General features: G+C 58.6%; 9 protein-coding genes. 4 read left to right on the forward strand and 5 right to left on the reverse strand.

Annotated elements, in window-relative coordinates:
• Window positions 1–2: 2 nt before the first annotated feature.
• Window positions 3–1,193, reverse strand: a complete 1,191-nt coding sequence (locus tag ASD36_RS16400) for a cystathionine beta-lyase (RefSeq protein WP_060505200.1) — start codon at window positions 1,191–1,193, stop codon at window positions 3–5.
• Between the two features lie 346 nt (window positions 1,194–1,539).
• Here ASD36_RS16400 and ASD36_RS16405 point away from each other — a divergent pair, with 346 nt between their 5' ends.
• The 4 genes from ASD36_RS16405 (at window position 1,540) to ASD36_RS16420 (ending at window position 5,812) form a co-directional block, all read left to right on the forward strand.
• Entirely contained in the window at window positions 1,540–2,565 is a 1,026-nt protein-coding gene (locus ASD36_RS16405; protein ID WP_060505199.1) for an amino acid ABC transporter substrate-binding protein, read from the forward strand.
• A 97-nt stretch (window positions 2,566–2,662) separates the two neighbouring features.
• Window positions 2,663–3,856 (forward strand): amino acid ABC transporter permease, encoded by a 1,194-nt coding sequence (locus tag ASD36_RS16410; protein WP_060505198.1) that lies wholly within the window; start codon window positions 2,663–2,665, stop codon window positions 3,854–3,856.
• A 4-nt stretch (window positions 3,857–3,860) separates the two neighbouring features.
• Window positions 3,861–5,018, forward strand: a complete 1,158-nt coding sequence (locus tag ASD36_RS16415; RefSeq protein ID WP_060505197.1) for an amino acid ABC transporter permease — start codon at window positions 3,861–3,863, stop codon at window positions 5,016–5,018.
• 17 nt (window positions 5,019–5,035) lie between these two features.
• Window positions 5,036–5,812: an amino acid ABC transporter ATP-binding protein gene (locus ASD36_RS16420; protein WP_037100902.1), complete on the forward strand. Its 777-nt coding sequence runs from the start codon at window positions 5,036–5,038 to the stop codon at window positions 5,810–5,812.
• A gap of 83 nt (window positions 5,813–5,895) precedes the next feature.
• Here ASD36_RS16420 and ASD36_RS16425 read toward each other — a convergent pair whose 3' ends face one another.
• The 4 genes from ASD36_RS16425 to ASD36_RS16440 form a co-directional block, all read right to left on the reverse strand.
• Window positions 5,896–7,452, reverse strand: coding sequence for a caspase family protein (locus tag ASD36_RS16425; protein ID WP_060511082.1), 1,557 nt, complete (start codon window positions 7,450–7,452; stop codon window positions 5,896–5,898).
• Window positions 7,452–8,990 (reverse strand): caspase family protein, encoded by a 1,539-nt coding sequence (locus ASD36_RS16430; protein ID WP_060505195.1) that lies wholly within the window; start codon window positions 8,988–8,990, stop codon window positions 7,452–7,454. The genes ASD36_RS16425 and ASD36_RS16430 overlap by 1 nt, the downstream gene beginning before the upstream one ends.
• Window positions 8,991–9,887: an OmpA family protein gene (locus ASD36_RS16435; protein ID WP_060505194.1), complete on the reverse strand. Its 897-nt coding sequence runs from the start codon at window positions 9,885–9,887 to the stop codon at window positions 8,991–8,993.
• A 70-nt stretch (window positions 9,888–9,957) separates the two neighbouring features.
• Window positions 9,958–13,212, reverse strand: a complete 3,255-nt coding sequence (locus ASD36_RS16440; RefSeq protein ID WP_060505193.1) for a c-type cytochrome — start codon at window positions 13,210–13,212, stop codon at window positions 9,958–9,960.
• Window positions 13,213–13,247: the final 35 nt, after the last annotated feature.

Consider the following 13,247-nt stretch of genomic DNA (forward strand, 5'->3'; position numbering starts at 1 on the left):
GATCAGACGGCCTTTGCCGCCGCAAATCCCGCTTCGATGTCTTTGCGCAGGTCAACAACATCCTCAAGCCCGATCTGCAGCCGGATGACCGGGCCTTCGCTTGGCGCCTTGCAGACCTTGCGGTCGGACAGGCCGACGTGAACAGCAAGGCTTTCAAAACCACCCCAGGACCAGCCGAGCCCAAAAAGCGACAGCGCATCGAGGAAGGCATGGGCCTTTGGTTTGAATTGTTCCGGGCTACCGGCCTTGAGAACGAAGGAGAAGATGCCGCTGGAGCCGGTAAAATCCCGCTTCCACAGGTCATGGCCAGGAAAGCTCGGCAAGGCCGGATGCAGGACGCGCGCCACGTCGTCACGCTCTTCCAGCCAGCGGGCGATGTTGAGCGTGCTTTCCTGGTGGCGCTCAAGACGGATGCCCATCGTGCGCAGCCCGCGCAGGATCTGGTAGCTGTCATCGGGTGCGCCGCAAATGCCAAGAGCGCCGTGCGCCTCCAGCAATTGCTCCCAATGTGCGGCATTGGCAGACACCGTTCCCATCAGGATATCGGAATGACCGGACGGATACTTCGTCGCGGCATGGATCGATATGTCGACACCATGATCGAGCGGCTTGAAATAAAGCGGCGTCGCCCAGGTGTTATCCATCGTCACCACGCAGCCATGGCGATGGGCGACAGCTGAAATCGCGCGAATATCCTGCATCTCAAAAGTGTTGGAACCCGGTGCTTCTGTGTGAACCAGCTTGGTGTTGGGCTTGATCAGGCTTTCGATGGCAGCGCCAACCATCGGATCGTAATACTCGACGGCGACGCCAAGCCTTTTCAGCATCGTGTCGCAGAAATGCCGGGTCGGGAAATAGACCGAATCGACGATCAACGCATGATCACCGGCCGACAGAAAAGCCAGGAAAGGTATGGTGACGGCAGCCAGGCCAGACGGCACAAGGATCGTGCCCGCCGAACCTTCCAGAGCGTCGATCGCTTCGCACAACGCATCCGTCGTCGGCGTTCCACGCGTGCCATAGGTGTATTTCTGCGACTTGGTTTCCATGGCTTTTGCGTTTGGAAACAAGACAGTAGAGGCGTGCACCACGGGTGGATTGACGAAACCATGAAAGTCGGATGGCGAATTGCCGATATGCGACAGCCGGGTGTTCACGCCGGCGCCGGCGAGAAGATCATTCTTTTCTTTCATGGGAAGGTCCGCTTGTGAAATTTCATGTCCGGACACTCTTCCGCCTCCCAGACGGAAGGGTCAAGGGACTTCCGTCACGGCCCCCTGGCGCAAGCGTGGAAAATTGAATTTCTGGCGGATTTTTGAACAAAAACGTGCATCAAACAGTCAAAAACTGCCTAAACATACGGCGCAATCAACGATTATGCCGGTGCAGCCCGGAAAATCGGCAACGTGTCTTGACCCTGCGCTGTTTTGAGCATGAGATAGACAGTACTCGCGCCAGGAGGGTGGCGGGGGCCGTAGCTTCGCCTACCAAGCGCAGCCGTGGGGATTAAGAACAAAGACAACAGAAAAAGGTTCTAAAATGGCTAAAAGAATTCTGACAGCGCTGATCGGCGCTGCCGTCATGGGGATTGGCGCCCAGGCAGCATCGGCAACGACGCTCAGCGACGTTAAGGCGAAGGGTTTCCTTCAATGCGGCGTCAACACTGGCCTGACCGGCTTCGCCTCCCCGGACGCGTCCGGCAACTGGAGCGGCTTCGACGTCGATTATTGCAAGGCGATTGCTGCCGCCATTTTCGGTGACCCGACCAAGGTCAAGTACACACCGACCTCCGCCAAGGACCGTTTCCCGGCTCTCCAGTCGGGTGAAGTCGATGTTCTGGCCCGTAACACGACCTGGACAATCAACCGCGATACCGCGCTCGGCTTCAACTTCCGCCCGGTCAATTACTATGACGGCCAGGGCTTCATGGTCCGCAAGTCGCTCAACGTGAAGTCGGCGCTTGAACTGTCCGGCGCTGCCGTTTGCGTGCAGACCGGCACGACGACCGAGTTGAACCTTGCCGACTACTTCAAGGCCAACAACCTTCAGTACAACCCGGTTGTTTTCGAAAAGCTCGAAGAAGTGAACGCTGCCTATGACGCAGGCCGTTGCGATGTCTACACGACCGACCAGTCGGGCCTGTATTCGCTGCGTCTGACGCTGGCTGCCCCGGACGATCACATGATTCTCCCGGAAATCATTTCCAAGGAGCCGCTTGGCCCGGCCGTCCGCCAGGGTGACGACCAGTGGTTTGACATTGTCAGCTGGGTTCACTACGCGCTCGTCGGTGCGGAAGACTTCGGCATCACTTCGGCTAACGTCGAGGAAATGAAGAAGTCGACAAACCCGGACATCCAGCGCTTCCTCGGCGTTGAGGCAGATACCAAGATCGGTACCGACCTCGGCCTCGAAAACGATTGGGCCGTGAAGATCATCAAGGCCGTGGGCAACTATGGCGAAGTATTCGACCGCAACATCGGTGCAGGCAGCCCGCTGAAAATCGAACGCGGCCTGAACGCGCTTTGGAGCAAGGGCGGCATCCAGTACGCACCGCCAGTCCGTTAAGACCATTTGACATCGGGAAAGCGGCTCCGGCCGCTTTCCTTCCCAAAAATAAGAATCGCTCGAAACAGGGCGATCAGGGGAATGAAGAGGCTCTATTATGTCGATTGACGCCACGACTCCGTCCGGGAAGGACAAGCCGGCCGGTTCAATTCTGAACGATCCCAAAATCCGCGGCTTTATCTACCAGGCCGTGACATTACTGCTGCTGGTTCTCTTCATCTATTGGGTGACGGCCAACACCATCGAAAACTTGAAACGCGCCAATATCGCATCAGGCTACGGCTTCCTGAACGGACGGGCCGGCTTTGATGTGGGGCAATCGCTGATCGCTTATTCCAGCGATTCGACTTATGGCCGCGCACTCGTCGTCGGTTTTCTCAACACCATTCTCGTTGCTGTTGCAGGTATTATCACCTCCACGATCATCGGTTTTCTGGTCGGTATCGGCCGTCTGTCGAAGAACTGGCTGATTGCCAAGCTGTCGATGGTCTATGTCGAGGTGTTCCGCAACATACCGCCGCTGCTGGTTATCTTCTTCTGGTACTCCGGCGTTCTCGCTGTTCTCCCACAGCCACGGGAATCGCTGGCGCTGCCATTTGACATGTATGTCAACAACCGTGGCTTGGCGTTTCCGCGGCCGGTTTTCGATAGCGGCTCGCAGTACATCCTTCTTGCGCTTGTCATTGCGGTGATCGGCAGCGTCCTGTTTTCGCGCTATGCGAACAAGAAGCAGATGGAAACAGGTCAACGCATGCCGGTGCTGTGGACGGTACTTGGCCTGGTGATCGGCCTGCCGTTGCTGGCCTACTTCGCGGCGGGAATGCCGATTTCCTTCGATGTGCCGGTTGCCGGCAAGTTCAACCTGACCGGCGGGTCCGTCGTCGGGCCTGAATTCCTCTCGCTGTTCCTGGCGCTGTCGTTCTACACGGCCTCGTTCATCGCCGAAATCGTTCGGGCCGGCATTCGTGGCGTCAGCCATGGGCAGTCGGAAGCAGCACACGCGCTTGGTATCCGGCCAGGGCTAACCACTCGCCTCGTCGTCGTTCCGCAGGCCATGCGGATCATCATTCCACCGCTGACCAGCCAGTATCTCAATCTGACGAAAAACTCGTCGCTTGCCATCGCCATCGGCTATTCCGACCTCGTATCGACCGGAGGCACCATCCTCAACCAGACCGGCCAGGCGATCGAAGTCGTCACCATCTGGATTGTCGTCTACCTGACGCTCAGCCTGTCGACATCGTTGCTCATGAACTGGTTCAACGCCAAGATGGCACTGGTGGAGAGATAAGATCATGAACACGCACCAGACCAATTTCGTCCGCACCGCCATGATCGACCAATCGGCGCCACCGGTACTCGACAAAGGCTATATCGCCTGGATCCGCAAAAACCTGCTCGCAACACCGCTGGATGCGGTGATGACGATCATCGCCGTCCTGGCACTTGCCTGGTTTCTGCCGCCCGCCATCAAATGGCTGTTTATCGACGCGTCCTGGACCGGCGGCGGGCGGGGTGTTTGCGCGACCGTCGCCCAAGGCGGCTCGCAGCTGGAGGGCTGGAGTGGCGCATGCTGGGCTTTCGTCACCGCAAAATTCGATGTGTTCATGTTCGGGCGCTATCCGATCGATGAACGCTGGCGCCCCATGTTGGTCGGCGTCTTGTTCGTGACGCTTCTCGTCCCGATCCTGATCCCGAAAATCCCGTATAAGGGACTAAACGCCATCCTGCTGTTTGGTGTCCTTCCGGTCATATCGTTCTTCATCCTGATCGGCGGCGTGCTTGGTCTTCCCTATGTGGAAACTGCGCTTTGGGGTGGCCTGATGGTCACGCTGATCCTGTCCTTCGTCGGTATCGCGGTGTCGTTGCCGCTCGGTATTGTTCTGGCGCTTGGCCGGCGATCGACGATGCCCGTCATCCGCCTGCTCTGCACCACGTTCATCGAGCTCGTCCGCGGTATTCCGCTGATCACCGTGCTGTTCATGGCCAGTGTCATGCTGCCGCTGTTCCTGCCGCAGGGCATGACCTTTGATAAATTCCTGCGCGCACTGATCGGCGTCTCGCTGTTTGCCTCCGCCTATATGGCGGAAGTGGTGCGCGGCGGCCTGCAGGCAATCCCGAAGGGGCAGGCCGAAGGTGCTGATTCGCTGGGCTTGAGCTACTGGCAGAAGATGCGGCTGATCATCCTGCCCCAGGCGCTGAAACTGGTCATTCCGGGTATCGTCAACACGTTCATCGGCCTGTTCAAGGATACATCGCTGGTGTCGATCATCGGTATGTTCGATCTGCTCGGCATCGTCCGCCAGAATTTCTCGGACGCCAACTGGGCATCGCCGGTCACGCCGCTGTCGGGACTTGTTTTTGCCGGATTCGTTTTCTGGCTTTTCTGCTTTGGCATGTCGCGCTATTCAGGGTTCATGGAACGAAGGCTCGACAAGGGTCACAAAAGATAACAATGAGGGAGAATATTATGGCCGCTGAAGCCAAACCGCTAACAATGGAAGTGTCATCCACGGATGTCGCCGTCGAAATCGCCGGCATGAACAAGTGGTATGGGGATTTCCACGTTCTGCGCGACATCAACCTGAAGGTCATGCGCGGCGAGCGCATCGTCGTTGCCGGCCCGTCCGGTTCGGGCAAATCCACGATGATCCGCTGCATCAACCGGCTGGAAGAACACCAGAAGGGCAAGATCGTCGTTGACGGCATCGAGCTGACGAATGACCTGAAGAAGATCGACGAAGTGCGCCGCGAAGTCGGCATGGTGTTCCAGCACTTCAACCTCTTCCCGCATCTGACCATTCTGGAAAACTGCACCCTGGCGCCGATCTGGGTGCGCAAGATGCCGAAGAAGCAGGCGGAAGAAGTCGCCATGCACTTCCTCAAGCGCGTCAAGATCCCTGAGCAGGCCCACAAATATCCGGGCCAGCTGTCCGGCGGTCAGCAGCAGCGTGTGGCAATTGCCCGATCGCTCTGCATGAATCCGCGCGTCATGCTGTTCGATGAGCCGACCTCGGCGCTCGACCCGGAAATGATCAAGGAAGTGCTCGACACCATGGTCGGCCTTGCCGAAGAAGGCATGACGATGATCTGCGTGACGCACGAAATGGGCTTTGCCCGCCAGGTCGCCAACCGCGTGATTTTCATGGACCAGGGCCAGATCGTCGAACAGAACGAGCCGGCGGCATTCTTCGACAACCCGCAGCATGAACGCACCAAGCTGTTCCTCAGCCAGATCCTGCACTGAGGCTGAGTAGTTCCATCGTTGAATCAAAAAGGCCCGCGGCATTCACCGCGGGCCTTTTTTGATTCCAGACTCGTTTGCGGCCATTACTCGACCGTGTATTTCAACGTTCCCAAAGACCAGCGCACGCCGCGGTTTTCGGCATCTCCAGTCCAGGCTGTCTGAAGTCTTGCGATAATTTCGCTCAGAGAATGCCGGGCATCGAGTTCGGCTGTCAGGCCCTGCGCCGATGGGACGGTATCCTTCAAATCCACCGGATCGCTGACAACGATGGCGACCAGCATATTTTCGCCTTGACCGTCAGCCTCGAAATCGAAGCCGTAATAGTCATCCGGTATCGTCAATGTCGAACCGGCCGAAAGCGGCGTGATTTTCTGGGCCATGTCGTTCGGGAAGATTTGCGTCGCCATGCCCTCGCGGTTCACGTCCAGAAGGACGAGGTTGCCGTCATATTGGCTCGTGACAGAAATCTTGAATGGCTGCCCCTTCTTCAGCTTCGAGCCGGTATCGAGCGACACCGTGACGTCGCCGGTATCCGCCTTGCCGACGATATCTCCAATCGCCGTGACGGGATCGGCATCGACATAAGCCGGGACTCCACCAGCCTCGACCTTGGCCTCCTGATAAACCGGCTCGGGCTTGTCGTGACGCTGATCCGCCGCCGCCTGTTCTGTTTTGTATGGCTCCGGCTTGGCGATGCTTACACCGAGGACGTCCGGCACGCTTTCCAGCTGCGGATCGAGATTGTCGCAATCCTCCAGCGTCAAGCAATACTCCTTCGATTTCCGGGTCACGTATTCGAAGAGCTCGGCATTGCTGACAAGGCCGTTGCCATTCGCATCGGATTCTCCCGGTGCGTAGCCGGCTATGTAAGCGGATGTAAAAACACCGTGCCGGTCTTCGATCGGCAACCGGACATCGTCCCAGGCGACCTGATAGGCAGCGGCGGCACTCCACGCGGTCAGGCCACCGGCCGTCAATTGCGTGGGTTTATCGACAACGCCGAGATCGATGCGAAGGCCCCGGGTCGACGGTTGCTTGTCTGCCTTGGCAAACGGGCGCGGCAGGTAGCGCGCACCTTGCAAGCCGGACACCGCCTGCGGCGACAATGACCGCGTTATCGTGCCGGAATGGCAGGCATCGATCACCAGCGTCACCGCCCTGCCCTTCAATTTCTCCAGAACCGCCTCAAGCTCGTCATCGAGAATGACATTCGTCCAGTCGTCGTCGCCGGCCTTGATATCATAGGTCGAAATGGCCTCATCCATTCCGTCTTCCTCATCACCGCCGGTGTCCTTGACCTGCAGGCCATGCCCGGAAAAATAGAGATAGACGCGGTCGCCGGGGGCTGTTCCGGCAACCAGCCATTCGTCCATGGACGACAGCATTGCGTGCCTTGTGGCCTTTTCATCCGTCAGAACCCGGATCGCCTCGGGCTTGAAATTCAACGTGCCCGTCAAAAGCGCCTGAATTGCCTTTACGTCGTTTTTCGGCCCATGCAGAAACATGTCCTGCGGCAAGTTTTCGTAGGTGCCGATGCCGATCACCAGCGCCCGATCTTCCGCCTTTGCCGCTGTGGTTAGCGCGGCCAACGATGCCAGGCACCACAGGCCTGCAGAGACAGTCATGCGGAAACCGGTCATCACAGCCTCTCCCGCGTATAGAGCGGCTGGATGGCCACAGTGGTGTCGGTGCCGTCGATGCGGCTGGTGAGAAGCTGCAAAACCGTGGCCGCATCGATGCTCTTGCTGGCCAGTGCCGCGCCAATCGCATCAACCGGTTCATTGGTGGCGATCACGATCAGATGGTCGGCGCCAAACGGTTCGACAACCTGCAGATTGCTGAGCTTGAACTCAGCACTTGCCGTCCCTTCCGACTGGACGTCCAGCAACTGCACCTGCCCGGTATTGGCAAGATTGAACACCACCATGTTCCTGTACCCTGACGCTGGCGCATCGAAGGAGATCTTGTCGCCACCGGCATAGATGTCCTTTTGCGGGATCAGCGACACCATTCCCGGGTTCTGGCTTGCCATGATTTTCAGAAAATCAAGCAGGATGAACTTGTTGACGACCGCTTGAACCATACTGGCATCGATATGTTCACCAGCAACGTCGCCATTCGGGGTGTAAAAAATACCGCTGGCGGCATCCCAGCGATAGGGCACACCTGTACCGCCGGTATTCTCCAGCACAATATCAGCCTCCTCGACTGACAGCGCCAGCTTGCCATTCCAGCCGGTTTCGCGAACGGTTTTATAGGTCTTTTTTGCCGCTGGTTGGATTGTGGCGGCCACGCTCCGACTTAGTGGCATCACCACCTCATCCTCGGATCGCGGCAGTTGCGGCGTGAAATTCGGCACCTGCAATGCCTCCGACTGGGTCTTCACATTGGCGAAGACATAGTCTTCCAACTCGACGCGGGAAAGGCGGCCGTCGCCATTGCGGTCCGCCGACCCTTCCACCGCGCGGGCAAAGCTCCAGCTTAGGGCACCGCGCGGCTCGCCGTCGATGATGACCTCAGGCGACGGCTGGCTCTCCAGGGAAGCGGCAAGGACCGTCACATTGCGGAACTGCGTCTCTCTTACCTCGGCACCCGACACCGCCTCCTCCGATGGCGGCGGCAATTTGACCGTGACCGCCTGGGCAAGCCGTGTCTTGCCGGAAAACGACCGGCTCATACCGCCGGAATGGCAACTGTCGGAGACAAACAGAACCTGCACGCCCTTGGCCTCGGCTTCCGAAAACCAGGCATTCAGCTCATTGTCGACGATGATTTCATGTTCTGTTTCTTCGGCGCGGCTGCGGTCGAAGCCCGGCAGCTGCAGAAATTCGTCCAGCCCGTCCGCCTCATCACCGGCAACAAGCTCTGGCATTTGCGAACCATGTCCGGCATAGGTGAAGATGATCGTGTCACCCTTGACCGCACCGCCGACGAAGCCGGCCCAGGCGGCGCGAATGTCGTCCTTGCGGGCGGCGGCATCAAAAAACGTCGTCACCTGATCGACGCCTGCCCGTCTTAGCGCACCTTCCACGTCCTTGGCGTCCTTGACGGCGCCATCCAGGCTGACTTCGTAGGGATAGGCATCAATGCCGACGATCAAGGCAAAGGTCTTGGCCGATGCGGCACCGAGCGGCACAACAGAGATCAGCAGAGCAAGAGCCAGCCGGCGCAGCATCATTCAGTTCTCCACATCGACTTCGACACGCCGGTTCATCTGATTGAGGGTTTCCTCATCATAGGCGCTGGCATCATCGGCCTTGAACGGCTCGTCCTCGCCCTTGCCAATCGTGGTCCAGGTGCCTGCGTAGCCTTCTGCAACGAGATAGTGCGCCAGCGCCTCGGCCCGTTGCAGCGACAGCACCCGGTTTGCCTCGGCCGTGCCGATCGGGTCCGTATGACCGATCAGGGTGATTGCTTTCGGCTTGACCGACTTCAGGCATTCCGACAGGTCTTTCGCCGATTCCACTCCTTCCGGCGTGAACTCCGCCGTGCCGAACACGTAGCGCACCGGCGTCGATTTTTTCTTCAGCGACACACCGCGATAGCTGATCTTGCAACCGCCGCGCATGGCAAGCTTGACGGGCTTAGGGGCCGCCAGCCGCATTTCGGTGGCCATATGATCCAGCCGGACGATATAGGACTCATCCGGCGCCATCCACTGCGGCGTCAGCATTTCATTGGCGGCATCCTCCAACGCCAACTGGTAGTAGCGTGCCGCCGTTTCATAATCCCGCCGGTCGCGATTGATATCACCAAGCGCGTCAAACACTTGCCAGGGAGCCGAATTGCTGGTGCGGATCGTCTCTAGTTCGTGCTCGAAATCTGCCAGATTGGCACCTTGCCCGACAGCACCGACGATCCGGTTGAAGGAGGCGAGCGCCGCCACACGGTTGATCATCGCCTTGTGGTCATCTGTGCAGCCGGGCTTTGGCATCCCGGCGATCTGTTTTGCCAGTGCCTCGTTTCCGGCATTGGTGGCATCGGCAATTTGCGCCAAGGCATCGCAGGCCGCAGACGCCGTCCCAGCGAAGAAAAATGCCAGCAGCGATGCCCCTGCCAAAACCTTCAATGTCATCACATGTATTCCCAAGCTATTCCAAATAATTGCAAACTGGCCGGACGGCATTCGGCGTCCGGCCAGTCCGCTATTGCCTGATCTCAAACGTCACCACCTGCAGGCCGCTCGCGCCCTTGTCGTCCTGCGCCTTCTTGGCGAGGTTGATCGCCAGTCCGCGCGTCGGCGGCAGATGCGATTGCGCCACCAGCTGGCGCGCCCGCTCGACCGAGAGTTTCTGGTCGCCCAGCCCTCCTTCGCGGCAATAGGCGATCATGGTTTCGGCCGGTGCCGGTGTGTCGAACGTCAGGTTGCCCGTCCCCGGCTGCGGGATCTGCCGCTTTTCGCCCGTTTGCAGCGTCGTGTTGCCAATCATTTCATCGGGGATGACCTCGACATTGCCGGTCTCCTCGACATAGAGGATCTGCAGTTCGCAGGCCTTGTTCGTGCTCAACTCGAACGACAATTGATCACCGACTTTTGCAGTGGTCGTCGCGACATGCAGCGCCAGTTCGAGCTTGTTGCCACCTGCTGGCTGTTCCTGGCGGTAGGCCGGTATCGCGGCTGCAACCGTCTCAGGCTTGACATAATCCTGCTGCGCCGTCTGACCTGCGACCTCCTGGCTTTGGCTGGTCACCGCCAAATGGACGGTGGTCGTATCGAGCGGCTTCAACTGCATCAGCGGATGCAAAAGCAGCGGAAACTGCTGTTCGACTTCGGCGCGCGGGATGGTGCCACCGGCTTCCAGCGTCGTCACCCAATCGATACCGAGCCGTAACGTATCGACATCCTCCACCCGCCGGATCGCTGCGGAAAGCTCAGCCGGGGTCATGTCGAACTCGGCGGCCAGCGCATCGAAATCGAGCTCGTCCTCATACTTGTCGCCGAAATAGGTGACGAGCTCGGCATTGCCCGGAGCCTGCATGCTTTGGGCGCTGCCGTCCGGCGTCGGCTCGGTTACCCCCAGCTTGACCAGTGCCTCGACGAAGCGCTGCCGGTCCTTGTTATACGCCGCATCAAGCTCTTCCTGCGGCACATACATGTCGAGCAGAATGGCCTGCTGATCCTTGCTGAACAGCGTCGATGTCTGGATATGCTCGCGCAACTGATCACGCTTCGACAGGATACCATTGGCATGGCAATCAAAGCACGAGCGGGCGTTGACGATCTCGACGCCCTTGCCGATCGGCCGCTTGCGGAAGGACACGATCGAGGTCGGACCGATATCCAGCTGCTTGCCTGCCGCCGTCGACAGGTAATAGCCCTGCAGCCCGTTCGGCAGCGAGAAGATCATTTCGCCGCCATCATGTTCGAACGCCGTCAGCCCGCCGTCGAACGGTTCCAGTTCCTTCGGCCCCTGCGGAAAGCGCTTCAGAACCTGACGTCCGACATCGCCGCCGAAATCGTAGGATTTCCAGTAATAGCCGCCGAACGGCATCTCATGACGCTCAAGCATGCGGTTATGATCGGAAACACCGGACGATCCGTCGGCAAACCCCGCACGCAACACCTGGCGGCGGCGGATATTGTCGTCCACGTTGATCTGGAACCGCTGTTCCAGCTCGCGGATATGGGTCGGAAGCTTCATCAGCTGGTTGTAAATCTTCGGCTTGGCCGCATTGGCCATGAACCAGTCGATGCGCATGACCGGCAGGACGGTATCCGTCTCCTTGGTCAGCGCCAGAAGCGACGCATCGCTGCCGGGATCGATACCATAGACATATTGCGAGATCAGGAAATTATAGTCGTCGGCAGTCCATTGCAGGTCGCGCAGATCGACCCGCACCATCAGTCCGTTGGTGCCCTCCACTTCCTGCGGCAAGACCAGTTTCGGACCATAAGACAGCGAATTCAGCAGTTTCTTGAAGCCGCCAGCCAGAACGTCCATGCGCTTCATGAACGTCTTGTCCTCCTCGCAGCCCATCATGCCATTGTACTGGTTGCGGTAGGAGAAATAGCGCATGTATTGCCGGTCGAGATCGTTGACCTTGGAAATATCCTTCAGCCCGGCCTCGATGAAATCGCGATAGGAGAGCATGGGCCGTGTACGCTCAGGCTTGCTTGCCGCCGTCTGCGGCAGGTCGGATTGTTTGAGCGAGTTGATCCAGTCCTCGAGGCTTTTCACCTCTTCGGCGGTCGGACGCTTGCCGAGCGGCATGCGGCCGCTGGTCACCGAGGTGAACAGGCGGGATTTTGCAGCATCGCCCGGAACAACGAAGGCCGCATCGGCCGCAATCGAGCTGAGATCGCCGGCCGGATAGGATCCTTGCGAACTTTCACCCGGACCATGGCAATTGCGGCAATATTTGCCGATGAAGGCATCGGCCTGCGTTGCAAGGCCAGCATTGTCACCGGCGAGCGCAGATGCGGGTGTGCTTTCCTTGCAGACGGCGGTTGCCGATTGCGCCACCGGCTGCGGTGGCTTGACCTCACGGTCGGACAGAAAGGCGTAGATCGCCGTACGATCCTTCTCGGTCAATGCGGAAAGCCCATGGGCGATTTCGCGCATCACCGGATCGGTCAGCGGCGCACCCGACAGCTTTTTACCTTCATCGATCAGCCCGACGGTAAACACGTCCGGCGAGGCAAGGCCTGCCATACGCGTCTTGGAAATGTCCGGGGCAACAGCACCTGTCAGTCCCTTTTCCCCCGTATAGGCGTTTTCCATGTCGAGACCATAGGTCGTGGTGCGCGGCGTGTGGCAATCGCCACAACCGCCGACGTTCTCGACGAGATAGCGGCCCCGCTCCATCTGCGTTTCTTCACGAGACTGATATTCCGGCACATTGAAATGACTGCGCTTCCACAGCGTAATCGTCGTCTGGCGGCTATAGGGAAAAGCGATCTCATGGTCCTGCGACACGGCATCGGATGCAATGAGCGTGTCGATATAGGCCTTGATGTCGAGCACATCCTCCGGCTTCATGCCGCCATAGGCGGTATAGGGCATGACCGGATAAAGATTGTTGCCCTCGCGGTCGATCCCTTGCATCACCGCATTGAGGAACTGGGCATTGCTCCAGCCGCCGATGCCATTGGCATGGGGCGAAATATTCGGCGCGTAGAATTTTCCGATCGCCGTATCCATCTCAAGTCCACCGGACAGGACCTCGGAATTCCTGACAGACCCATGGCAAGCGGCACAACCGGATGCGTTGAACAGATATTTGCCGTTGTCGGTATTGGCCTTGTAGGTCGCATAGGCATCGTCAGAAAAAGCATCGCGGGCCGATACGGCGCTTGGACATTGGGTCAACGCCAGCACGATAGCCCCTATCGCTAGAACATGACGCGACAGGCTGGGACTATGGGTCATTTTACCGGACAATTGATCGAACATGCGCATGGCTTGTTCTCCTTGCTTTCTCAACCGACAAATAC

Origin of the sequence: Rhizobium sp. Root1334, from assembly GCF_001426665.1 — a bacterium.
In the GTDB taxonomy this organism is placed as follows: domain Bacteria; phylum Pseudomonadota; class Alphaproteobacteria; order Rhizobiales; family Rhizobiaceae; genus Pararhizobium.